The 23,489-nt window shown below is 68.5% G+C and carries 20 protein-coding genes, 1 tRNA gene and 3 pseudogenes; 11 read left to right on the forward strand and 13 right to left on the reverse strand.

What is annotated here, in order from left to right; genetic code table 11:
• A complete protein-coding gene (locus AB0L91_RS22320) occupies nucleotides 1-1,023 on the reverse strand; it encodes a crotonase/enoyl-CoA hydratase family protein (protein WP_365012801.1) in 1,023 nt (340 codons plus the stop codon).
• 120 nt (nucleotides 1,024-1,143) lie between these two features.
• On the opposite strand from AB0L91_RS22320, the gene AB0L91_RS22325 reads away from it, so the two are divergent.
• The 6 genes and pseudogenes from AB0L91_RS22325 to AB0L91_RS22350 all read left to right on the forward strand — a co-directional run.
• The gene (locus AB0L91_RS22325) at nucleotides 1,144-1,734 is read left to right on the forward strand and encodes a TetR/AcrR family transcriptional regulator (protein WP_365012803.1); all 591 of its coding nucleotides are present in this window, start codon (nucleotides 1,144-1,146) and stop codon (nucleotides 1,732-1,734) included.
• Nucleotides 1,735-1,753: 19 nt separating this feature from the next.
• Nucleotides 1,754-2,964: pseudogene (locus tag AB0L91_RS22330) on the forward strand (acyl-CoA dehydrogenase family protein).
• Between the two features lie 30 nt (nucleotides 2,965-2,994).
• Nucleotides 2,995-3,741 carry an SDR family oxidoreductase gene (locus AB0L91_RS22335; protein ID WP_365012806.1) on the forward strand — a complete coding sequence of 249 codons (747 nt, stop codon included), beginning with the start codon at nucleotides 2,995-2,997 and terminating at the stop codon, nucleotides 3,739-3,741.
• Nucleotides 3,738-4,812 (forward strand): annotated as a pseudogene (locus AB0L91_RS22340) (phosphotransferase family protein). The gene AB0L91_RS22335 and the pseudogene AB0L91_RS22340 overlap by 4 nt, the downstream one beginning before the upstream one ends.
• 985 nt (nucleotides 4,813-5,797) lie before the next feature.
• The gene (locus AB0L91_RS22345) at nucleotides 5,798-6,277 is read left to right on the forward strand and encodes a hypothetical protein (protein WP_365012808.1); all 480 of its coding nucleotides are present in this window, start codon (nucleotides 5,798-5,800) and stop codon (nucleotides 6,275-6,277) included.
• An 890-nt stretch (nucleotides 6,278-7,167) separates the two neighbouring features.
• Nucleotides 7,168-8,124 (forward strand): annotated as a pseudogene (locus AB0L91_RS22350) (recombinase family protein); the annotation flags it as partial.
• Nucleotides 8,125-8,809: 685 nt separating this feature from the next.
• Here AB0L91_RS22350 and AB0L91_RS22355 read toward each other — a convergent pair.
• Together AB0L91_RS22355 and AB0L91_RS22360 are read right to left on the reverse strand one after the other, a co-directional pair.
• A tRNA-Leu gene (locus AB0L91_RS22355) sits at nucleotides 8,810-8,894 on the reverse strand.
• A 50-nt stretch (nucleotides 8,895-8,944) separates the two neighbouring features.
• Nucleotides 8,945-9,457, reverse strand: coding sequence for a PadR family transcriptional regulator (locus AB0L91_RS22360; RefSeq protein WP_365012811.1), 513 nt, complete (start codon nucleotides 9,455-9,457; stop codon nucleotides 8,945-8,947).
• 104 nt (nucleotides 9,458-9,561) lie between these two features.
• On the opposite strand from AB0L91_RS22360, the gene AB0L91_RS22365 reads away from it, so the two are divergent.
• Nucleotides 9,562-10,116, forward strand: coding sequence for a hypothetical protein (locus AB0L91_RS22365; RefSeq protein WP_365012814.1), 555 nt, complete (start codon nucleotides 9,562-9,564; stop codon nucleotides 10,114-10,116).
• 28 nt (nucleotides 10,117-10,144) lie between these two features.
• Here the strand turns inward: AB0L91_RS22365 and AB0L91_RS22370 are convergent, their stop codons facing one another.
• Both AB0L91_RS22370 and AB0L91_RS22375 read right to left on the reverse strand, forming a co-directional pair.
• Nucleotides 10,145-11,419 (reverse strand): glycosyltransferase 87 family protein, encoded by a 1,275-nt coding sequence (locus tag AB0L91_RS22370; RefSeq protein ID WP_365012817.1) that lies wholly within the window; start codon nucleotides 11,417-11,419, stop codon nucleotides 10,145-10,147.
• A gap of 130 nt (nucleotides 11,420-11,549) precedes the next feature.
• Complete coding sequence (locus AB0L91_RS22375; protein ID WP_365012819.1) at nucleotides 11,550-11,948, reverse strand: MarR family transcriptional regulator; 399 nt, start codon at nucleotides 11,946-11,948, stop codon at nucleotides 11,550-11,552.
• Between AB0L91_RS22375 and AB0L91_RS22380 the strand changes: the two genes are divergently transcribed.
• Nucleotides 11,941-12,105, forward strand: coding sequence for a hypothetical protein (locus AB0L91_RS22380; RefSeq protein ID WP_365012822.1), 165 nt, complete (start codon nucleotides 11,941-11,943; stop codon nucleotides 12,103-12,105). The genes AB0L91_RS22375 and AB0L91_RS22380 overlap by 8 nt on opposite strands.
• A 522-nt stretch (nucleotides 12,106-12,627) precedes the next feature.
• Nucleotides 12,628-15,210 (forward strand): hypothetical protein, encoded by a 2,583-nt coding sequence (locus AB0L91_RS22385; protein ID WP_365012824.1) that lies wholly within the window; start codon nucleotides 12,628-12,630, stop codon nucleotides 15,208-15,210.
• Here AB0L91_RS22385 and thpD read toward each other — a convergent pair.
• From thpD to AB0L91_RS22410, 5 genes are all read right to left on the reverse strand, one after another.
• A complete protein-coding gene (gene thpD / locus AB0L91_RS22390) occupies nucleotides 15,207-16,130 on the reverse strand; it encodes an ectoine hydroxylase (protein ID WP_355280350.1) in 924 nt (307 codons plus the stop codon). The two genes, AB0L91_RS22385 and thpD, sit on opposite strands and share 4 nt — an antisense overlap.
• The gene (locus AB0L91_RS22395) at nucleotides 16,117-16,518 is read right to left on the reverse strand and encodes an ectoine synthase (protein ID WP_357350196.1); all 402 of its coding nucleotides are present in this window, start codon (nucleotides 16,516-16,518) and stop codon (nucleotides 16,117-16,119) included. Before AB0L91_RS22395 ends, thpD begins: the two co-directional genes overlap by 14 nt.
• On the reverse strand, nucleotides 16,515-17,783 hold the full coding sequence (ectB, locus tag AB0L91_RS22400) for a diaminobutyrate--2-oxoglutarate transaminase (protein WP_365013687.1): 1,269 nt from the start codon (nucleotides 17,781-17,783) through the stop codon (nucleotides 16,515-16,517). The genes AB0L91_RS22395 and ectB overlap by 4 nt, the downstream gene beginning before the upstream one ends.
• On the reverse strand, nucleotides 17,783-18,334 hold the full coding sequence (gene ectA, locus AB0L91_RS22405) for a diaminobutyrate acetyltransferase (protein WP_355280344.1): 552 nt from the start codon (nucleotides 18,332-18,334) through the stop codon (nucleotides 17,783-17,785). The genes ectB and ectA overlap by 1 nt, the downstream gene beginning before the upstream one ends.
• Before the next feature lie 71 nt (nucleotides 18,335-18,405).
• A complete protein-coding gene (locus AB0L91_RS22410) occupies nucleotides 18,406-19,116 on the reverse strand; it encodes a response regulator transcription factor (protein WP_355280342.1) in 711 nt (236 codons plus the stop codon).
• A gap of 291 nt (nucleotides 19,117-19,407) precedes the next feature.
• Between AB0L91_RS22410 and AB0L91_RS22415 the strand changes: the two genes are divergently transcribed.
• Nucleotides 19,408-20,355: a threonine/serine dehydratase gene (locus tag AB0L91_RS22415; protein ID WP_365012829.1), complete on the forward strand. Its 948-nt coding sequence runs from the start codon at nucleotides 19,408-19,410 to the stop codon at nucleotides 20,353-20,355.
• Between the two features lie 6 nt (nucleotides 20,356-20,361).
• Here AB0L91_RS22415 and AB0L91_RS22420 read toward each other — a convergent pair whose 3' ends face one another.
• Nucleotides 20,362-21,270, reverse strand: a complete 909-nt coding sequence (locus AB0L91_RS22420) for an RNA polymerase sigma-70 factor (protein ID WP_365012832.1) — start codon at nucleotides 21,268-21,270, stop codon at nucleotides 20,362-20,364.
• Between the two features lie 132 nt (nucleotides 21,271-21,402).
• Between AB0L91_RS22420 and AB0L91_RS22425 the strand changes: the two genes are divergently transcribed.
• Complete coding sequence (locus AB0L91_RS22425; RefSeq protein WP_365012835.1) at nucleotides 21,403-21,888, forward strand: carboxymuconolactone decarboxylase family protein; 486 nt, start codon at nucleotides 21,403-21,405, stop codon at nucleotides 21,886-21,888.
• A gap of 43 nt (nucleotides 21,889-21,931) precedes the next feature.
• On the opposite strand, the gene AB0L91_RS22430 is transcribed toward AB0L91_RS22425, so the two are convergent.
• Entirely contained in the window at nucleotides 21,932-22,786 is an 855-nt protein-coding gene (locus AB0L91_RS22430) for an SDR family oxidoreductase (RefSeq protein ID WP_365012837.1), read from the reverse strand.
• Between the two features lie 34 nt (nucleotides 22,787-22,820).
• Complete coding sequence (locus tag AB0L91_RS22435) at nucleotides 22,821-23,489, reverse strand: FHA domain-containing protein (RefSeq protein WP_355280337.1); 669 nt, start codon at nucleotides 23,487-23,489, stop codon at nucleotides 22,821-22,823.

The raw sequence follows: 23,489 nt of genomic DNA on the forward strand, positions 1-23,489 counted from the left end.
TCAGCGCTCGAACTGGGCACGCTTGTAGTCGCCATAGGGCTCGTCGCGCTCGCGCACCGCCTCCCGGAAACCGACTGTGGCGGCACGGGTCTGGAATGCGTAACCCTCACGCGTATGCCGGGAGACACCGTCGAACACGGTGCTGACCATGCCGGAATTGGCGACGCCCTGGGCGAGAAGACTGGAATTGAGCGCCAACTTGGCCATCATCAGCTGGTTGATCGGCATCCGCGCGATCCGCTCCACCAACGCCTCGGTGCGAGCGTCGAGCTCCTCGGCCGGGCACGACTCCACAGCGAGGCCCCATTCCTCGGCCTGCTTGCCGCTGATCGAGTCACCGGTGAACAGCAGCCGCTTGGCCCGCTGGTCACCGAGCCGGTGCGCCCACATACCCGCCGCGGGGATGCCCCAGGTGCGGGTGGGCGGGTAGCCGATCTTGGTGTCGTCGGCGCAGATGATCTGGTCGGCGTAGAGCGCGATATCAGTGCCGCCGGCGATCGCGAAGCCGTGCAGTTTGGCCACGGTCGGCTTGTTCGCGTGCAGCAGGCTCGAGAAGCCCTTGTTGAACCGGCTCATCATCGCATAGTCGATCATCGGATCCCAGACACCCGCCGGGTTGTGGTTGATCGCGTTGACCACCGGGTCGAGCACGGTCCCGGTGACCTCGTCGGGACCTTCGGCGCTCGCGAAGCTCTGCTCGGCGAACATGTCGAGGTCGTACCCGCCGCAGAAGCCCTTGCCCCGGCCCGACACCAGGATTACGTGGACGCGCGGGTCCAGGTCAGCGCGTTCGACCGCGTGCGCGAGGTCGCGCGGGGTGTGCGGGGTGATCGAATTGCCCTTCTCGGGCCGGCTGAAGGTGATCCTGGCGATCCGGCCGTCACGTTCGTAGGTCAGCGTCGCGTACTCGCGCTCGTAGTCCGGTTCCGGGCGATGCCGCCAGGGCGATTCGGGGCCTTCGGTCCAGTTCTCGTACCAGGCCGCAGGGCGGTCGCCGGGAGTTGGGCTGTTGCTGTTCGACACGGATGGCCCCTTCGGATTCGATGTGTCGGGAATGCAGCGAGCATGGCCGATCCGAACATTGACAGTCAATAGTGACTGTGAAATCGTTCGGTCACGGTCCGATCGAGCCGGAGATGACCCATGACAACCCGCGAAGCCCAGAAGGCAGCCACCAGAGCCCGCATCCTCGAGGCCGCCTGCGACCTCCTGGTCGAGCGTGGCTACTCCACGCTCACCACCGTCGCCGTGCAGGAGGCCGCGGGCCTCAGTCGCGGCGCCCTACTGCACCACTTCCCCACCAGCGGCGACCTGACCCGAGCCCTGGTCGCCGACCTGGTGGCCCGCAACGAACAGGCCGCCCGCGCCGCCGCGGCCCGCCTCGGCCCCGACACCGACCCGATCGCCCGCGCACTGAGCGCGCTCCACGACGCGATGACCCGCCCACCCGCCCAAGCCGAAAGCGAACTCTGGGCCGCCGCCCGCACCGACCCCACCCTGGCCACCGCCCTCATCGACGCCGAACGATCCGCAGGCCGCGACCTCTTCCGCGTCGTCGACTACCTGTTCGGCCCCACCATCACCGCACACCCCCGCTATCCCACGATCCGCGATCTCACCATCACCATCCTGCGCGGCACCGCCGCCGCCCGAGTCCTACGGACCTCGGACAAAGCGGTCCGTGCCACCCTGGCCGACTGGGCCACCGTCATCACCCTGCTGCTCACCGACTGAGCCGAAAGGAACACGATGGATTTTCGCCCACTCACCCCGGGCCACCGAGCTGTTGGAATAGGTCTGAAAATTCGTCCGTGGCCACATCGAACCCGCCGAAGCCGGCGTGGCCGCCGCGCTTGCCAACGCTCCCTGGGAGGTGCCGCCCGTCGTCGAGGAACTCAAAGCTCGCGCACGCGAGGCCAGCCTGTGGAATCTGTTCCTGCCCGGCGCCGAGCACGGGCCCGGCCTCACCAACGCCGAATACGCGCCACTGGCCGAGGCCATAACGGCTCCGCCCTGGCACCGGAGATATTCAACTGCAACGCGCCCGACACCGGCAACGCCGAAGTCCTCCTGCACTACGGCAGCGCCCAGCAGAAGCTCGACTGGCTGGTCCCCTTGCTCGACAGCACCATCCGTTCCGCGTTCTGCATGACCGAACTCGACGTCGCCTCCTCCGACGCCACGAACATGGCCGCCACCGCCGTTGTCGCCGGTGACGACGGTGACGAGAGCGTGCTCAACGGCCGCAAATGGTGGAGCACCGGAATCGGCCACCCGAACCGCGCCTTCGTGACCTTCATGGGCCTCACCGCCCCCGACGCGCACCCCCACCTGCGCCACTCGATGGTGCTGGTCCCCCTCGACACCCCCGGCGTGAAGGTCGAACGGATGCTCACCGCGTTCGGCTACCTCGACAAACCGTACGGGCACGGCGAAGTCTCCTTCACCGACGTCCGCCTGCCCATCGACGCCGTGATCAGCGGCCCCGGCCGTGGCTTCGAAATCGCCCAGGGCCGGCTGGGACCGGGAAGGATCCACCACTGCATGCGGGCGATCGGCCTGGCCGAACGTGCTCTGGAGCTGGCCTGCCGACGCGGGCTCGCTCGCACAGCGTTCGGCAAGCCGTTGGTGAACCTCGGCGGCAACCGGGAGAGGATCGCCCAAGCGCGCATCGCGATCAACCAGGCCCGCCTGCTCGTGCTCCACACCGCGCGGCTGCTCGACACCGTCGGGGTCGGCGGGGCCCGCGGCGAGGTCTCCCAGGTCAAGGCCGTGGTGCCCCGCATGACCCAGGACATCATCGACATGGCCATCCAGATCCACGGCGGCGCGGGCATGTCCGACGACTTCCCCCTCGCCCGAGCATTCGCCGGGGCCCGGTCGCTGCGCCTGGCCGACGGGCCCGACGAAGTCCACCTCGGCGTCGTCGCCCGCCAAGAACTGACGTGCTACACCGAACCCTGAACGTCCCTCCACCGATAGCGAGAACCCTTGATGCGTAAGAACATTCTGATCACCGGAGCCAGCTCCGGGTTGGGCGAAGGGATGGCGCGAGAATTCGCGGCCCGGGGCCGCAACCTCGCCCTGTGCGCCCGGCGCACCGACCGACTCGAGGCGCTGCGTACCGAACTGCTCGAACAGCACCCCGACATCACCATCTCGGTGCGGACCCTCGACGTGAACGATCACGAGGCCGTGTTCGACACCTTCCGCGCCTTCGACGAGGAACTCGGCGGCCTTGACCGGGTGATCGTCAACGCGGGCATGGGCAAGGGTGCCTCACTGGGCACCGGCTACTTCCACGCCAACAAGGCCACCGCGCAGACCAATTTCGTCGCCGCGCTCGCGCAGGCCGAAGCCGCATTGGAACTGTTCCGCCCCCGCAAAGCCGGTCACCTCGTGCTGATCTCCTCGATGAGCGCCGAACGGGGCATGCCCCGCAGCCTGACCACCTACGCCGCCACCAAAGCCGGCCTCGCCGCGCTCGGCGAAGGCATCCGTGCCGACCTGCTCGGCACCGCGATCAAGGCCAGCACCATCAAACCCGGCTACATCCGGTCCGAGATCAACGCCAAGATGACCAACACCCCGCTGATCATCGACGCCGACAAGGGCTGCCGTCTGCTGGTTCGTGCGATCGAACGCGAACCCGCCGTCGCGGTGGTGCCCAAATGGCCGTGGCGGCCACTCGGCCTGCTGATAAAGGCCCTGCCCCTGCGCGTGGTCGCGAAGCTGGCATGACCGAAGCGATCACCGTCGTCCGCCCAGAGGACGCCTTCGACATCGGTGCCGTACACGACTGGTTGCGCACGGTCGCGCCCGACGTGGGTACCGAACCACCTCTCGTCGAGCAGTACTCCGGTGGCGCGTCCAACCTCACCTATCGCCTGCGCTACCCGGACCAGGATCTGATCCTGCGTTGCCCGCCCGCGGGCACGAAAGCCGCGTCCTCCCACGACATGTCGCGCGAGTACACCGTCCAGCGCAGTCTGCGCCCGCAGTTCCCGTACGTGCCCCGCATGATCGGGCTGTGCACCAATGCCGGCGTCATCGGTGCCGAGTTCTACGTCATGGAAAGGCTCGCCGGCACCATCCTGTGATCGAATCTGCCCGCCGATCTCACGCTGACCGCCGAACAGGCCAAGACCCTGTCCACCCGGGCCGTCGACCGGCTCGTCGACCTGCACCGCGTGGACCCCACCGCCGCCGGGCTCGACAGCCTCGGCAAGGCACCGGATATGTGAACAGGCAGGTCGAAGGCTGGGCCCGCCGATACACCGACGCCCGCACCTACAAAGTCGGCACCTTCGCCACGGTGATCGACTGGTTGCGCGCTGAACAACCCGCAGACGTCGCGACGACGGTGATCCACAACGACTTCCGGCTCGACAACCTCGTCCTCGACAACCTCGTCCTCGACGCGGCCGACCCGACCGAGATCATCGGTGTGCTCGACTGGGAGATGGCCACTCTCGGCGATCCGCTCATGGATCTCGGTGGCGCGCTGGCGTATTGGATCCAAGCCGACGACGACGATGTGATGAGCGGCACCCGCCCCCAGCCCACCCACCTACCAGGCATGCTCACCCGCCGCGAGACAGTCGAATACTACTGCTCGACAATGGGTTTAGACGCGTCGAACTGGGCCTTCTACGAGGTCTTCGGGCTGTTCCGCCTGGCAGGTATCGCCCAGCAGATCTACTACCGCTACCACCACGGCAGACGAACAACCCCGCCTTCGCGCAGTTCTGGATGTTCGTCAACTACCTCGAGTGGCGCTGCGCCGAACTCATCGGTTCGACGAAGCGGTAACCAATATCCACCGACGGTCGCCGGGCACGACCTGGAATTCCGGTTCTCCTCGGGGTTGAGCTCAGCCGAGCTTGGGGGTCGAACGTTCCAGGATCGCGGCCGTGTCGATACCCAGCCGATAGCGCGGAGGCATCGCACGACTTCATGCTGAAACACACAGCCGCGCGGGTCCCGAATCCCCGGCGATCCGAACTGTGGTGTCCAAGCAGGGGTTCCGGTAGTAGCCGCCGAAAATCGGAGCGGATGTGGCGTAGCTGCTGGCCCAGGATCGAGGTCAGCTCGCGCATGGCTTTTGGGGACGGTCGAAGTAGCGGCGCAAGTTCTCGGCCTTGCGGTGTCGGGATCTTGCCATGAGTTCGAGCAGGCTGGCCCCGGATTCTCCGAGGTGGGCCAGCCCCGAGTACCGGAGTTCGTGCAAGTCCCAGCCGGTCCCGGGCCCGTCGACCGCGGTGACGGCGTCGAGCAGGTCGCAGGCCTGGTCGTGGGTCAGCCAGACCAGACCCGGCCGGTGTCGGGCAGACGTCGCGGTCGGCGAGGTATTTGCCGGGCCCCGGGCGGCGGTGGGTCACGAACACCGGCCCACGAGTGCGTCCGCGGATCAGCCTGGGCAGCAGCCGGGCGGTGCCCGCGTCCCAATACACGGCCTCGAGGACGGCCGACCCGAGAGCGACGCAGTAGATTCCCGTCTCGTCGGATCCCGAAGAACCGGTGAGGGTAGGATTCGACATCGGGCGCGGTGCAGTCTCTGGCGGGATACATGCTCAGCACCGTTCCCGGTCGGCCTAATCCTCACCCGTCAGGGCCCGGCCGCCCGGGACTACCCTCACACCCGGCGGTGGTAGTGCAACGCGCTTGCCGACACCGCGGTACGAACACGAATTCAGGACCTGCGCAGAATGCGCTGCAGCACAGGGGACGCCAGGACCCCGAAACCTCCTTCCAGTGGCAGCTCGGCAACGCCGAGAAGTTCGTCAGCGGACGAATCGTGAAGAGCTACTTCGACGTCGGCCAATCCCGATCACTCCCTTGGCACCGACGGACCGAAGCCGCCAAACCCCTCGACGATCTTCGTGACCCTCACCGCGGCTGGGCCGGCATCGTCGTCGGCGAAGGCACCCGCTACTGGTTCGGCAACCAGCTCAGCCTCGTCGCGCCCCGCATCCACGCCTACAGCGTCTCGATCTGGGTCCCCGAACTCGCGGCCGCTACGACCCCGACAACCTCACCCCACACCATGATGATGAACATGCTCGGCGGACTCAGCGAGTCCAAACGCCAGCACGTCCAGACAACGCACGCGCGCCAGCATGAACGCCCGAGTCCTCAACGAAAGGCCGACACCAAGGCGGACGTCCGCCGTACGGCTACCTGTCGTCAGTTCTCGAGCAGGTCATCTCCAAAGAAGAGACATGAATCCGCAGGTAGACCACTTCTCAGGACGATGTTGGGCACATTCGTTTTGTGACCGTTTTGTGACCGTTTTGAGGGTGATGAGCCGGTATCCCGGGCGATCCCCGGTGAAGACAGCGGCCCCGCGCCGGATTTCTCCGACGCGGGGCCACAAGCGAAAAGTACTGCTACGAGCTACTTTTCACACATTCGACAGCACTACTTCTGCGCGGCCTTGAATTCACGACGACGACGGTGCAGGATCAGCTCGATATAGCCGTCGACGGTCTCGAACGTATCGGGCTGAATCCGCCGCCGATTAGCGCAAACCTCAACGCCAACAACTCGTGGCCACCCGACACCCCACCCACCCCGCACAAATCCGACGAGCCGGCGAATCACCATGCGGCAGGCGAGCCGAACGCCTCTCCGCTCAGATACCGACAGCGATCCGGACGAACCCGGCTCATCCCCGCTCGCGCGGGGACCACTCCAACAGTCGATGGTCGCCGGCGCCACCGGCGGGATCATCCCCGCTCGCGCAGGGAGCATTGTTTGGCCTGCAGGTCTGCACGCCAAACACCAAATTCTCATTCACTTTTCCACCTGCCCTGAACCTCTCGAACTGTCCCTCCGCAAACTAGTCGCACACATCACGCGAGACTCGACTACCGGCTGAGGCCAGCACCCACCACACCTGGCACAACAAACGATTTTCCGGTTCAATGGATCTCGAAGAGCCACTGATCGGGACCTGGAGGTCCTTGTCATGTCGCGCTCTGGTTCACCCACCCCGCCAGACGAACTCGGCGAGCCCACGACGCCGGTTCAGGGCGAGCACGATGCTCTCGAGGTGCGGCCTCCGTCGAATCCACCGGTACTCGATTCCGCAGCGGCAACAGCGCTTCTACGTCTGATCCAACACGTAGCGCGCTCACGCCCAGATCGCGACACCTTGGAGCAACCATGACTCTCCGCAACTTCGGCTTCGCGGGCCGCGTCTCCACAGAGGACCAACAAGACCCCGAGACCTCCAGGAACTGGCAGCTGGCGCGCGCCGGCGCGTTGATCGAGGGTCACGGCAGGATCGTCGCCGAGTTCTTCGACGTCGGCCAGTCCCGATCGATCCCGTGGAAACGCCGCCCGCAAGCCAACAGACTGCTCGAAGCTCTCCGCGATCCGGACCGCGGGTTCGACGCCATCGTGATCGGCGAACCACAACGAGCCTTCTACGGCAACCAGTTCGGGCTGACCTTCCCGGTATTCGTCCATTACGGCGTCGAGCTCTGGGTGCCCGAGGTCGGCGGACCGATCGACCCCGACTCCGAAGCCCACGACCTGATCATGTCGGTCTTCGGCGGCATGTCGAAAGGCGAACGCAACCGCATCAAGATCCGCGTCCGCGCAGCCATGTCTGCTCAGGCCAGGGTCGAAGGCCGCTACCTCGGCGGCCGGCCGCCCTACGGCTACATGCTCGAAGACGCCGGACCACACCCAAATCCGGGCAAAGCCGCCGACGGAAGACGACTGCACCGCCTTGTCATCGATCCCAGCGCGGCGGTCGTCGTGCTGCGGATCTTCCAGACCTACCTGGCGGGCGTAGGCATCTTCGCCATCGCCCAGCGACTGACGGCAGCCGGGATTTTGTGTCCGTCAGCATATGATCCGGCCCGCAACCGTCACCGTCCCGGAATCGCATGGTCCAAGAGTGCTGTCCGTGCGATCTTGACCAACCCTCGTTACACCGGCTACGCGGTCTGGAACCGACAGCGCAAGCAGGAGACACTCATCGATGTCGACGACGTGGCGCTGGGCCACCAGACTCGCCTGGCCTGGAATCCGAAGTCCGAGTGGGTCTTCTCCGACCAGCCCGCCCACGAAGCGATCATCGATCGCGCAACATTCGAACAAGCGCAGGCGCGCCTAGCATCCCGCGGCCCGAAATCCACAGGACGCGTACTACAACGGCGAAAGCACCCGTACGCATTCAAGGGCCTGTTGTCACACGCGTCATGCGGTCGCCGGATGCAGGGGTCCTGGAACCATGACAAAGCCCACTACAGGTGCCGATACCCCTCTGAGTACGCGCTGACCAACAACATCGACCACCGCCCTTCGGTCTATCTTCGCGAAGACCAGCTCGCCGGCCCGTTGGACGCTTGGCTCGCGCAAACCTTCCACCCCGACCACATCGAAGACACCCTCTCAGCACTCGAAGCTGCGCAGCCGGACCGCTCCCCCGAGCTGGACTCCGTCAGACAACTCATCACTACCTTCGACCGCAAGCTCGACCGCTACCGCGAAGCTCTCGACGCCGGCGCCGATCCGGTCACAGTCGCCACGTGGACACGGGAGACCCAAGCCGAGCGTGGTGAAGCCGTCGCTCGTCTTTCGGTCTTGGAAGGTTCGATCGGACTGAAGCCCAATCTGAGTAGGGAGAACATCCGCGAGTTAGTAGATAACCTCGGCGGAATGCTCCAGGTTCTTCGTCAGGCTGACGCAGATGACAAGAACTCGGTCTATCGCCAGCTCGGCTTGAAGCTCGCCTATTGGGACGAAACACGGGTGGTGATCGCCGAAGCGACACCACCCGTGGGCGTACTGTTTGTGTCCGGAGGGGGACTTGAACCCCCACGCCCTAATACGGGCACTAGCACCTCAAGCTAGCGCGTCTGCCATTCCGCCACCCGGACTTGCTGGTGTGCCAAAAGATTATCCGACGCGGTGACGGAATCCAAATCGCCTAGGTGACCTGCTGTTTTGCCCACTCTGCCCACTCCTGGTTCATACGGTAGAAGCGCTTGCCCCACTCGAGGGCGATGTGGCCGTTGGTGGAGAAGGGGTTGGCTGTCCAGTCGACCGCGGATTCGAGGGTGCCGAGTTCGGCGAGGGCGGTCGCGGAGCGGGTCTCGAGGGTGGTGAGGTAGGTGATCGCTTCGGCGGGGGTGAGGGCGTCGAGGAAGAAGACGCGCAGGAGGGTTTCGTTGCGGGTGATCGGTTTGGGGGCGACTTCGGTGAGCCAGTGGTGGAGGTCGGCGCGGCCGTCGGGGGTGATCGTGTACTCCTTGCGGCCGCGGGGGCCCTCGTCGGAGACGGTGATCTTGCCGGCGTCGGCGAGCTTGGTGAGTTCGGTGTAGATCTGGCTCTGGGTGGCGGGCCAGACGTTGGCGAGGGATTCCTTGAAGCGGTGGATCAGGTCGTAGCCGCTGGCGGGGCGGTCGGCGAGCAGGCCGAGCAGGGCGTGACGGAGGCTCATGCCTCCTACCCTACATTCCACTCTTGACATGTCGAAGTAGGAACCTCTAATTTCGACCTGTCTGAATTGGAATGTCGCGCTTCTCGCGTACTCAGGGAGTCACCATGTCCTACCTGCGCACCTTTGCTCCGTGGATCGTCTACGCGTTGGTTCCCGGCTCGTACTGGCAGTGGGCGGCGCTCGCCGCCGCCGTGCTCGCGCTCGCCGAACTGGTGGTGCGCAGGCGGAGCGGGGCCGGGTTCGACGCGCTGATCATCGAGATCGGGACGCTGGCCTTCTTCGTGGGACTGACCGCGCTGGCGTTCAGCGATCCCGACACGGGACTACACGCCTACTCCCCCGCGCTGTCGCACACCGCGCTGGCGCTGATCGCCGGCGCCTCGCTGGCCGTCGGGATGCCGTTCACCCTCGGGATCGCGAAACAGACCACACCGCAGGAGGTCTGGGCGGAACCGCTGTTCGTACGGACGGCGTATGTGCTCACCGCGGTATGGACTGCGAGCTTCGCGGTCGGCGCGGTGCTGCTGGCGGTACTGGCGCACGCCGACACCTGGCCGCGGACGCTCGCGCACGCGCTGACGTTCGCGGTGCCGATGGTGTTCACCGTGCGGTATGTCGCCTACATCCAGGCCAAGGCGGCCGCGTTCGACGCTGTGTGAGCCGTTCAGGGCCCCCTACGTCACCGGCTCAGCCGGCGCGGGCGGGCTCCGCGTCGACGGCGGGCTCGGCCGTCGACGTGGTGGCGGTGTGGCGACCGGTGACCAGGAACAGCACGACGAGGCCGACCGCCAGCCACACATAGGTGTCGCCGACGACGTGTTGCCACCACGCCCACGAGGTCTCCCGGTGTTCGCCGTCGGGCAGGAAGCTGTGGGGCGCGATGACGAAGACCGCGGCCACGACGACCGCCGTCGCGTACCAGCCGCGCGCGCTGGCGATGGGCAGGGTGCGCGCGTGGCAGACGATGGCGAGCAGGGCGGGCGCGATCCACACCCAGTGGTGCGACCACGAGATCGGCGAGAGCAGCAGGGTGAAGACCGCGTTGAGGGCCAGCGCGATCGCGGGGGCGTCGGCGGCCTTGCGCATGGCGGCGACGACGAGCACCAGCAGCAGCGCGCCCAGGACCAGCCAGAGGGCGTCGAAGGGCAGCCCGGTGACGTGCAGGCGGGCCAGCACGGCCTGGATGGACTGGTTGGTGTGGAAGGCCGAGCCGCTCAGGCCGGAGACGTTGCCGAGGCCGCCGAACCAGTAGCGGGTGGATTCGCCGGGCAGCAGCGCGAACGAGGCGATGGTGGCGACGGCGCCGGTGGCCGCGGCGGTGGCGGCGGCCTTGTAGTCCTTGCGGACCAGGAAGAACAGCACGAACGCGGCCGGTGTCAGCTTGATGGCGGCGGCCAGGCCGATCAGCATGCCGCGTGGGTAGCGGGTCTTGGGCAGCAGGCAGTCGGTGGCGACGAGCACCATCAGCAGCAGGTTGACCTGGCCGAAGTCGATGGTCGAGCGCACCGGTTCCAGCAGCATCGCGGCGGGCAGCGCGCACGCGGTCACCAGCAGCGCGGCCTGGCGGTTGTCGCGGTGGTAGCGCCGGGCGACGAGGAACAGCGTCCAGGCGAGCGCGGCGATCGAGGCCACCACGTAGAGGATCTTGGCCACTCCCCAGGGCAGCAGCGCGAACGGCGCGAGCGCGATGGCGGCGAACGGCGGATAGATGAACGGCAGGCCGATCCCGATGGAGGTCTTGGGCAGCTGGCCGTACATGTCGGCGCCGTCGCGCATGGCCTCGATGCCGAGGCGATACACCTGCAGGTCGATGAAGCCGCCGGAGTACTGCTCGAACGGCCAGAGCGGGACGCGCACGCACACGATCGAGACGACGGTGAGCAGCACCGGCACCAGCCACCATGCTCGATTGATCGGGCGTGGGGAGGGCTGCCGCACGGGGTGGGTGGTGTCACTACTCATCCGCGGCGACTATACCGACTCACGTGCCGTGCCGCGCCATCGCCCGTCGGCGGCGGTGACCCGCGCAATAGCCAGCGGGATGCCCGATCGGGCTGGTCGGAGCGATTCCGGAGCCGACGGTTCGACGCGTTCAGTCGCCCCGGTTGTAGCGGGTGAGGAGGCTCGCCGGCGTCGCGACGTCGGCGTCGGTCCAGTCCGCGAAACGGTCGGCGAAGGCCTCGCGACGGCGTTGCTCGGCCGCGCGCGCCACGGCCCCCGGTGGCCTGCAGGAGATGGTTGCGCCGGTTGCCCGGGTCGACCTCGCGGTTGTGTAGCCGAGCCGCTCGAGCGCGCCGACCTGTCTGCTGACGGTCGACTTGTCGAGCAGGAACTGTTCGGCCGGATCGGTGGCCTGACAGCCGCCACGATCCAGGATCAGGTCGAGGATGCTGTCGGCGACCAGGCTGAGCTCGGGGTGCAGTTCGGCCACGCGGCTGCGGGCGCGGCCGGCGAAGGCGGTGAGCTCGCGCTGGATGGCGGTGATGACCACCACTCAGCTCCGGCATGTTGCCGGACATCTGCTGACGCCGTTGCTGAGGTGCGTCGGGATGGCGTTCGCCTATCTCGGCGCGTTCCATCAGCCGACGCCGAACCATCTCGAGCTGGCCGTGGTCGGCGACTCGGCATCGGGCTGCACACCTTCCTGACGCGGTGGACGACGCTCGCGCTCATCACGCTGTTCCTGATGCTGACCTTCACCACCTCCGGCGGCGTCTACGGGCCGCAGTTGCAGAACGGCTTCTTCGGTGCGCTGCATTCGTTCTGGAACGGCGCCGACTTCGTCGAGGGATTGCGGACCCTGCTGTACCACTACCGGGTTCGGGACACGACTACTCGGTCTGTTCGCGTGGCTCGCGGTCGGCGTGCTGCTCGTCGTCGTCGCGCGTCGGCACGAGGCCCGCAACACGCCGAAGCCGGTCGCGTCCGCCGCGGTCGAGGAGGAGATCGGCGAGTCGGCCGCCGTCTGACGGACCCGGCGGGAACCTCGCTCGCCGAAAATCGTTGCCGAGGCTTCGGATCCGGGATCCGGGCGCAGGTCAGCGGGTTCGCCAGGGCGTTGCACGGAAAGGGTCGCGGTATCGCGTAGGGGCGAGTACGGTGTAGCGCGCAACCGCGGCCAGCGTCAGGCGCCGTGTGGGGGTCGAACGCGGAAAGGGTGGGCTGCACCGATGAATCATCCCGGCGCGCAACCTTTCGGCGACCCGATCCCGCTCGAACAGCGCTACACCAGCGCCGACCCGATCGACTGGTGCGGCGCCGAGGTGTATCCGATGTACGCCGAGGCGTTGCCGGCCGGGACGACGGCGGTGCGGTTGCGCGCGGTGTCGGTGATGCCGCCGCCCGAGGTGTCCGGGCTCGGCCTCGGGCTGACCGTGCAGGGCGGGTATGTGCACCTGAACGGGAAAACGTTGCAGGGCGTCGACATCTGGTACGACGCGCTCGCCGACGGGGTCGACATCACGGTCTCCGCGGAGGGACCGGAGCCGCTGTTCACCCTCACGCCGGTCTGGGCGGTCGGCTCGGGGACACAGCAGTCCTGGACCGGCAACTACGGCATGGTCATCGACCTGTATCCGGGTGGCTCGTCGACGCTGTGGTGCAGTACCGGGCCCGGCACACCGGATTTCAACGAACTCGTCGTCGAGCTGACCACCTTCCCGGCGCCCGATCCCGCACCGTTCGTGGCACCACCCTCGTCGACCGCGGCGCCGTCGATCCGGGCGGCCAGCGCGCACACTCCGTTCGCACCGGTCACCATGCCGCCCACACCGGCGATCACAGCCGCGATGCTGGCGGCCGGTCCCCCGGCGGGATACGTGTTCTCGGCGGCCGATGCTCCGCTGGATGTCGCGCCCACCCCGCACCTCCCAGGACCGGCTGCGATGCGGACGGCCGACCACCCGGCGGCAGCCATTTCGGCAGCCGATGCCCTGCCTGCCAACGCCCATCCGGAAACCGATCCCCCGGCGGCTCGCGCCATCTCGGCAACCGATCCCGTGGCAGCCGCCGCTATTTCGGCTACCGATCCCCGGACAGCAGCCCCCATGTCGGCACGAGATCCGCGCGCATCATCCGCGATGCCGACCGCCGACTCCTGGGCAGCATCCGCCGTACCGGCAGTCGGTGCCTTGGCGGCCGATCCCCGAGCAACCACCACAGCAGCGACCGAGCCTCCTTCGGCGGCTGAGATGCCGATCGTCGGCGCCCTGCCGACGGCTCATTCTCCGACTCCGGCCGCAGGATCGGCGGGCGAGCCGTCCTCGGCGGCCGCTTCGCAGGCCGCTGACTTCGGGCCATCTGCGAGATCGGTAACCGAACCTCCCCCAGGGGCGGCGATGCCGACGGCCGGTGCACGGTGGGCAGCCGATCCCCAAGCAGCGGCTGGAGCAGCGCCCGAGTCTCCTTCGGCGGCCGCGATGCCAGCCGTCGGCGGCCTGCCGACGGCTCATTCCCCGACTACGGCCGCAAGATCGGCAGGCGAGCCGTCCGCCGCGCCTACTTCGCAGGCCGCCGGCTTCGGAGCATCCGCGAGATCGGCAGCCGAACTTCCGCCAGAGGCGGCGATGCCGACGGCCGGTGCACGGTGGGCAGCCGATCGCCGAGCAACTGCTGGAGCAGCGATCGAGCCGTCCTCGGCGGCCGCTTCGCAGGCCGCCGGCTTCGGGGCATCCGCGAGATCGGCAGCCGAACTTCCGCCAGGGGCTGCGACGGCCGGTGCACTGTGGGCGGCCGATACTCGCGCAACGGCCGAGCGGTCGGCCACCGAGCCTCGCTCGATGGCCGAGATGCCGGTACGTGGTGGCCTGTCGACGGCCAGTTCCGAAGCAACGGCCGCACGATCAGTAGCCGAGTATCTCCCTGCGGCCGCAGGGCCGGCGGACAGCTACTCGGAGGCGGACAGTTTCCGGATCGGGGACCCGACACCAGCTGCCGAATTTCCGACGGCTGCCGCGCGGCCGACAACCGGCTATCCGGCGGCGGCCTCCGGGCAACCGACCCTGCCTACGCGACAGCCGACTCCGCATCCTGTGGATCCGACACCTGCCGTCGAGGACGGACTTTCCCTGGCACCGGCAGTTCCGCCGCCGTCGACCATCGCGGGGCACCAGGCAGCCACTGCACCGGAACTCATGCCACCCACGATCGCGGAGCAACAGGCAACCGCCGGACCAGCACTCATGCCACCGACCATCGCGGGGCGACAAGCATCCAACCCACCGGCAGACCTGCCGCCGACAATCGCGGCACAACAGGCAACCGCCGCAACAGCATTCATGCCACCCACCATCGCGGCACAGCAGGCAGCCACCGCGCCGGAACTCATGCCACCCACCATCGCCGGGCGACAGGGAACCAGCGCACCGGCAGACCTGCCGCCCGAGCACCCCGCACCGCGTGATCTCAGGGTGGGGCATCCGGCTCCCCCGCCCCCGGCGATCACGCCGGACCCGCGCGTCGAGACGGCCTCCACGATCGCACCGCCGACCCTGCGCGCACCGCAGGCCTCGGGGGGACAGAGCTTCGGGCGGGCGCTCTACGACCTGGGGACCGCGATGAACGAACGAGGCGAGCATGATTCGGCGCGCACCCTGCTGACGCAGGCCGCCGAGGCGGGGCACAGTGCCGCGGCCTACGACCTGGGGGTGCTGCTGCTGCGCGACGGTGATCGCGCCGGTGCCGAGCACTGGTGGAAGGCCGCGGCCCACGATGATCCGCGGGCCGCGGCCTCCCTTACCGAACTGCCGCGCTAGCGCGTCTGATCCGCCAGCGCCGACACCGCGCGCGGGCCGACCTCGCGCACCGGAGCGACCTCACGGGACGCGATGTGCGCGGGCCTGCGCCGCGGCGCCGCGAACGGTTCCGCCAGCGCGTTGTCCACGCTGTTGAACACCAGGAAGATGTTCGACCGCGGGTACGGCGTGATGTTGTTCGACGAACCGTGCATCAGGTTCGAGTCGAACAGCAGGGCCGACCCGGCCCGCCCGGTGAACTGCGTGATGCCGTAGCGGGCGGCGAGGAAGGTGATGTCGTCGTTGGTCGGCACCCCGAACCGCTGCTCCCGCAACGATTCCCGGTAGTGCCCCTCGGGCGTCTCCCCCAGGCACGGCACGAAGGTGCGGTGCGAGCCGGGCATCAGCATCAGGCTGCCGTTGAACGGATAGTTGTCGGTCAGCGCGATCGACAGGCTCACCGCCCGTGGGGCGGGCATCCCGTCCTCGGCGTGCCAGGTCTCGAAATCGGAGTGCCAGGCGAACCCGCTGCCACCGAACCCGGGCATGTAGTTGACCCGGGTCTGGTGCAGGTACACCGCCGATCCGAGGATCTGCTCGGCCAGCCCGACGATCCGCGATTCGGCCAGCAGCTCCGCGATCGGCTTGCTGAGCCGGTGCACCTGGAACACCGAACGCACCTGTCCGGCGACCGGTTCCACCACCACCCGGTCGTCGCCGTAGAGCACGGGATCGGCGGCGAGGTGGCCGATCTCCGCACCGAACGCGGCGACCTCGTCGGGGCTGAGCAGGTCGGGGATGACCGCGTACCCGTTGGCGTCGAAGCCGGCCAGCTCGGGCGAGGTGACCCGGCCCCACACCGTCGGATCGGTGCGTTCGATGTGCGGGGCCGGCTCGATCAGCCGGGTCGGGTAGCGGTCGAGCCGATCAGACACGGGCATCCTCCTCGACGATGAGCGGATACACCCCGTTCTCATCGTGTATTTCGCGGCCGGTGACGGGCGGGTTGAACACACACAGCATCCGTAGCCGGGTGCGCGCGTGCACCTGATGACGTTCGTTGCCGTCGAGCAGGTACATCGAGCCGGGGCCCAGCTGGTGGACGGTCTCGTTGTCGAGGTCGAGCAGACTGCCCTCACCCTCGACCAGCCAGACCGCCTCCACGTGGTTCTGGTAGTGGAACTCGTGAATGGTGCCCGCGTCGATGGTGGTCTCGTGGAAGGAGAACCCGACGCGGTCCCCGGCCAGCACGATGCGCTTGCTGCGCCAGCCGGGACCCGCCACGTCGCGTTCGGTGCCGGTGATCTCGGCGGTGGTGCGCACGATCATGCGGCACCTCCGCACACGGCGTCGATCGAGGCCGACAGGACCGACAGGCCACGGGCGAGTTCGTCGCTGCCGAGTGTCAACGGCGGCAACAGTTTCACCACCTCGTCCATCGACCCGGAGGTCTCCACCAGCAGCCCGTCCTCGAACGCGGTCCGGCAGACCTTGCCCGCCTGCGACGGATCGTCGAAGACGATGCCGTGGACCATGCCGCGGCCCCGCGTCGAGACCCCGTCGTAGCGGTCGGCGATCGCGGACAGGGTGCGCCCGACGTACTCGCCGTTGGCGGCGGTGCGCTGGGCCAGGGTGTCGTCGCTCCAGTACTCGCGCAGCGCGGCCGTCGCGGTGACGAAGGCGGGGTTGTTGCCGCGGAAGGTGCCGTTGTGCTCACCCGGCGCCCACTGGTCGTGCTCGGGCTTGAGCAGCACCAGCGCCATCGGCAGGCCGTAGCCACCGATCGACTTGGACAGCGTGACGATGTCGGGGGTGATGCCGGCGATCTCGAAGGAGAAGAACGGACCGGTCCGGCCGCACCCCATCTGGACATCGTCGACGATGAGCAGGATGTCGCGCGCGGCGCACAGGCCGGCCAGGTGCCGCAGCCATTCCGCGCGGGCCAGGTTGACGCCACCCTCGCCCTGCACGGTCTCCACGATCACCGCGGCGGGGCGGTCGAAACCGGACGAGCTGTCGTCGAGGACGCGCTGCATCCAGCCGAAGTCCTCGATGGTGTTGTCGAAGTACCCGTCGTAGGGCATCGGGGTGGCGTGCTCGAGCGGCACGCCCGCACCGGCCCGCTTGGCGGCGTTGCCGGTGACCGAGAGCGCGCCGAGGGTCATGCCGTGGAAGGCGTTGGTGAAGCTGAGCACCGTCTTGCGTCCGGTCACCTTGCGGGCCAGCTTCAGCGCGGCCTCGACGGCGTTGGCGCCGGTCGGGCCGGGGAACTGCACCTTGTAGTCGAGGCCACGCGGCGACAGCACGGTGTCCCGGATGGTCTCCAGCAGTTCGCGTTTGGCGACGGTCGACATGTCGAGGCCGTGGGTGATGCCGTTGCCCGCGATGTAGTCGAGCAGCGCGCGTTTGAGCACGGGGTTGTTGTGGCCGTAGTTCAGCGCACCGGCGCCGGCGAAGAAGTCGAGGTATTCCCGCCCCTGCTCGTCGCGCAGCCAGGCGCCCTCGGCGGTGGTGAAGACCGTCGGCCAGTCACGGCAGTAGCCCCGCACATTCGATTCCATGGCCTCGAAGATGCTGGTGTCGGTGGTCGTGATCATCGTCGTTCCTCCTGGCGCTGAGCGGGTGCGATGACATACAGCAGCTCGGCCTCGTGTGAATCGGGGAAATCGTGCGTTTCGAACAGCGAGACGGTGCGCAAACCCGCACCGCGCTCGCGGGCCACCGCGGCGAACAGCGCCTGGGAGGCGGTGTTGCCGGGTGAGATCGTGGTTTCCAGCGTGGTGATGCCCGCGGGGGCCACCGCATCCAGCAGCGTGTGCAGGATGCGGCCGGCCAGGCCGCGGCCACGGAATTCGGCGTCGACGGCGATCTGCCAGACGAACACGGTGTCCGGCGCTTCGGGGCGGACGTACCCGATGACGAATCCCACCGCGCGGCCGTCGCTGTCGGCGACCAGCGAGGTGGCGGCGAAATCGCGACACCACAGCAGGTAGGCGTAGCTGGAGTTGACGTCGAGTACCTGCGAGTCGCGGGCGATCCGCCACAGCTGGGCTCCGTCACCCAGCCGGGGTGGGCGCAGTATCGGTTCGGAACCGAGAACCGCAGGGGCGGAAGCGGATTCGATGGACACGGTGGACGAAGGCATACATCTACAGTGTCGAACCGACTTTGCGGTCTCTGTGTCGAGCTCTTTGCAGTTGTATGACGAGTCTTTTACTACGCTTGCGGATCGAGCCGATAGCCCAGACCGCGCACCGTGACCACGATGCGCGGGTCGGACGGATCGCGTTCGATCTTGGTGCGCAACCGGCGCACGTGGACGTCGACGATCCGCTCGTCACCGAAAAAGCCCTGGTCCCACACTCTTTCGAGCAGGACGGCGCGGCTGAGCACCCGGCCGGGAGTCTCGGCGAGCTCACAGAGCAAGCGGAACTCGGTGACCGTGAGGTGGATCTCGGTGTCGCCGCGGCGGACCGCGCCCGCGTCGGTGGCCAGCACCAGCGGCGCGACCGGGTCGGCGTCGAGCACCGCTTCGGGCGTGACGTCACGATCGGCGGTGATCCGCGCGCGCCGGCGCAGCGCGCGCATCCGCGCGGTGATCTCCTTGATCTCGAACGGCTTGCTGACGAAATCGTCGGCGCCCGCCTCGAGGGCCGCCACGACATCGTGGGTGTCGTAGCGGGTGCTGATCACGATGATCGGCACGTCGTGGTCGCGGCGGATCTCCCTGATGCAGTCGAAGCCGTCGGTCTCCCCACGCATGAGGTCGACGATCATCAGGTCGGGCGGTCCGTCGCTGCGGAGCTGGTCGAGCGCGTCCTCGGGGACACCCGCCTCGGCGACGGCGTATCCCTCGTCTTCCATCGCGCGGCGCAGATCGCCGCGCATCTGGACGTCGTCGTCCACGATCATCAGGTTCGCGCTCATGCCCGTACCTCGCTCTCGCGAGATCCGACCATGACCGCGCCGGTGGCCGCGTTCGTCCACCGTTCGCTTCGCTCGCTCATGTGCACATCCTTTGCTGACACGCCGGGCGTGCGCCGGATCACTGCGGGGAGTTCGCGTCCCCAGACCGACACGACATCCCGTCTTCGAGCTCGTTACCGATCCGTTATGTACCCAGACGCGCGGTCGCGTAAACCCGCCGTAACAATTCGCCCGGTCAGCGGGCGATCCGGACGGCCGTCGGGAGCGCTGGTCCGGTGGCATAGTCGAGGCGTGACACCGACCTATGACGACATCGAGGCCGCCGCCGCCAGGATCGACGGGCTGGTCCGCCCGATCACCGTGGCACCGGCCGCTCCCGGCCCGGCACCGCTGACCTTCGCGCTGGAGTTTCTGCAGTTCACGGGCACTTTCAAGGCGCGTGGGGCGCAGAACTTCGTGCGCGCGCACGCGGCGGCGGGGACGCTGCCCGCGGCCGGTGTGACGATCGCCTCGGGCGGCAACGCGGGACTCGCGTGCGCGTGGGCCGCGCGCGAGGCCGGGGTGCCGGCGACGGTGTTCCTGCCCGACACCGCTCCCCCGGTGAAGATCCGTCGATTGCGTGACTACGGTGCCGAGGTGCGCCTGATCGGTCCGGAGTACAAGCAGGCTCTCGCCGCGTGCCAGGAATTCGCCGCGACCAGCGGCGCGCTGTCCTCGCACGCCTACGACCATCCGCTCATCGCGGCGGGCGCGGGCACGCTGATGCGCGAGATCCATGCGCGTGTCCCCGATCTGGACACCGTGCTCGTCGCCGTCGGTGGGGGCGGGCTGTTCACCGGAACCGCCGTCGCCGCACAGCATGTCGGGGTCCGCACGGTCGCGGTCGAGCCGGTGGGCAGCCGTTCGCTCAACGCGGCGCTCGCGGCGGGCAGGCCGGTGGACGTCACCGTCGATTCGGTGGCCGCCGATTCCCTGGGCGCGCCGAATGTCTCGGCCATGGCGCTGGCCGCGGCGCAGCAGGACAGCGTGCGGTCGGTCCTGGTCGACGACGACCTGATCCGGCGGGCCCGCAGGCAGCTCTGGGACGAGCACCGGATCGCGGTCGAATGGGGTGCCGCGACCGCACTCGCCGCGCTGCTCGACGGCGGTGCGGGCGCGGCGTATCGGCCCGAGCCCGGCGAGCGGGTCTGCGTCATCCTGTGCGGGGCCAATACCGATCCCAGCGATCTGGTGCGCTGAGCGAGGTCAGCGGCGCAGGGCGGTCGGCTGTCCGATCCGGGCGAGCTTGTCGGGGTTGCGCATCGCGTAGAGGCCGGTGATCAGCCCGTCGTCGACCCGGACGGCGATGACCGTGTCGATCGTGCCGTCGAGCCGCAGGATCAGCGCGGGGTGGCCGTTGACCGGCACCGGGGTGACGGTCATCGTGGCGCCGATCCGGGGCATGCTGCCGGACAACAGCGCCGCGACGCGGTCGGCGCCGACGACGGGCGCGAGCGCGGCCTGCACGACGCCGCCGCCGTCACCGAGGAACACGACATCGGGGGCGAGGATGTCGAGCAGGGACTGCAGGTCGCCGGTTTCCACCGCCCGCTGGAACGCGTCGATCGCGTCCCGTGACTGCGCTGGCGTGACGATCCCGCGCGGGCGGCGCGCGGCGACGTGAGCGCGGGCCCGGTGCGCGATCTGGCGGACCGCGGCGGGCGTCTTGTCGACGGCCTCTGCGATCTCGTCGTAAGGCAGGTCGAAGACCTCGCGCAGCACGAACACCGCGCGCTCGGTCGGGGCCAGGGTCTCCAGGACGAGCAGCATCGCCATCGAGACGCTCTCGGCCAGTTCGACATCGGCGGCGACATCGGGCGTGGTGAGCAGCGGCTCGGGCAGCCACGGGCCGACGTAGGACTCCTTGCGGCGGCCGAGGGTCCGCAACCGCATCAGGGCCTCGCGGGTGGTGATCCGTACCAGGTAGGCGCGGTGGTCGAGCACAACGCCGAGATCGACACCGACCCAGCGCAGCCAGGTCTCCTGCAGGACGTCCTCGGCGTCGGCTGCCGAGCCGAGCATCTCGTAGGCGACGGTGAAGAGCAGATTGCGGTGGGCGACGAAGGCCGCGGTGGCGGGGCCCGGCGTGCTCGGCGAGGTGGCATACACGCCCATCAGATGCCGACGCCGGGCATTCTGTGACAGCAGCCGGGTGTGGTCCACGTCACGACGCGGGGGTTGTCACACCGGGCGGGCCCGCGGCATCTCCATGGTCGTTCGCAAGACCTACGACGTGAGGACGAACTCATGGAACCCCGTTTCACCCTGGTGGACAACGAGATCGGCGCGAGATTCGCCAAGCGATTCGGCAATGCCAGCCTGGCCATCCTGCAATCGACACTGCCCAAGACCACCCAGGATCTGGTGATGCTGCGCGTCAGCCAGATCAACGGCTGCGGATGGTGCACCGACGTGCACAGCAAAGACCTGGCACACGCGGGAGAACCCGCGACGCGGATCAACCTGGTCGCGGCCTGGCACGAGGCGGCGGTGTTCACCGAGGCCGAGCGGGCCGCGCTGGCGCTGGCCGAGGAGGGTACCCGGATCGCCGACGCCGGGCGCGGGGTCACCGACGACACCTGGGCGCGGGTGCGTGAGCACTACGACGACGATCAGATCGCGGCGCTGGTCGCGCTGGTCGCCCAGATCAACGCGGCCAACCGGCTCGGCGTGATCGTGCGTCAGCAGGGCGGCTCGTACGTGCCCGGCGCGTACGACATCGTCGCGTCCTGACCCCGGCTGGGGCCCCGGATCCGGCGGTTCGGGGCCCGTCCGGTCAGCGGACCAGGGCGTTCTTGGCGGCGTAGCCGGACATGGCCGAGTTGAGACCGCGCATGGCCAGGGTGTAGCCGTAGGGCACGTAGCGCTGGCCCCAGTGCGCGAGCTGGATGTCGCGCGAGGTGTAGACCCAGTAGCGGTTGCGCTCCACGCCCTTCACCACGGCGGTCGCGGCCTGGTCGGGAGTCACCGCGTGGCGCAGGAACAAGCGCATCGCCTTCTGCAGTGCCGCGTTGTCGCGATCGACACCGGCGATGTCGACGCTGTCCACCATCGGGGTGGCCATCGCGCCCGGCAGCACCAGGCTGACGCCGATCTTGTGCCTGCGCAGGTCGAACCGCAGCACCTCCGACACCCCGCGCAGGCCGAACTTGGTGGCGCTGTAGGGCGCGTGCCAGGGCAGACCGAACAGCCCGGCCGCCGAGGAGACGTTGACGATGTGGCCGCCGCGGCCCGCCGCGATCATCGGCGGCACGAACTCCTCGATGATATGGATCGGCCCCATCAGGTTGATGTCGACGGTGCGCCGCCACTGCTGGTGGGTGAGCTTGTCGACGGTGCCCCAGGTGGCGATGCCCGCGACGTTCATGACGATGTCGACCCGGCTGACCGCCTCGAAGGTGTGCGCGGCCAGGCCGACGACGGCGGCATGGTCGCTGACGTCGGCGGCGTGCGCGAGATGCACGGTGGCACCGGTGGCACGCAGCTCGGCCGCGGTGTCGGCGAGCGCGTCGGCGCTGATGTCGGTGAGCACGAGGGCAGCGCCTTTGGCGGCGGCCGCGAACGCGGTGGCGCGGCCGAGCCCGCTGGCGGCACCGGTGATCAGGCAGGTCTTCCCGTCGAACTTCGTCATGGCCCCGACCCTACGGTTCGGTGAACGGATTCGTCTATGGTCGCGTGGCGATCTCTATGGTGGTCCACCCGCCGACGTGGATCCGGCTGCCCGCGCGCAGTTCGACGGCGACCTGGGGCCGGATCGGCTGCGCGGCGCCGTCCAGGCTGGTCCCGTTGGTGGAGCCGAGGTCGGTCACGGTGAGACCGCCCGCCGGGTCCACCCGGATCAGCGCGTGCGCGCGGGACACCCCGATGTCGGCCGGGGCGATGCCGAGGTCGATCTCGGGCACGATGCCCTGCGAGTCCGAGCGTTTGCCGATCAGGAACTGGCTCCCGTGCAACGGGATCCGCCGTTCCGGATAGAAGTCGGGGAAGGCGACGCGCTCGGCGTCGGGCCCCTTGTCGGCCTGGACCCTGGTGTAGAACTCGCGGTCGGCGAAGACGCGGGCCTCCCAGGCCGGAGCGACCCGGTCCCCGCGCGGCCCGTCCGCGCGGACGAGAGTCGGTTCGGCGCGGCGCGGATCGGGCTCCGGACGCGGCGCCGGCGGCAGGGCCGAGTCGTAGCCGCAGACCTCGCAGAACCGGCCGCTGGTCGGCGTCGCGCAGGACGGGCACAGGCGCAGGTCGGCCGGATCCGGCGCGCCGGCACCCGCCAGCGCCGAACCGCACACATCGCAGTAGTCCAGCGAGCGCGACTGGTGCCCGTCCGCGCAGATCGGCAT

It is taken from the genome of Nocardia sp. NPDC051833 (assembly GCF_040681225.1).
Lineage (GTDB): Bacteria > Actinomycetota > Actinomycetes > Mycobacteriales > Mycobacteriaceae > Nocardia.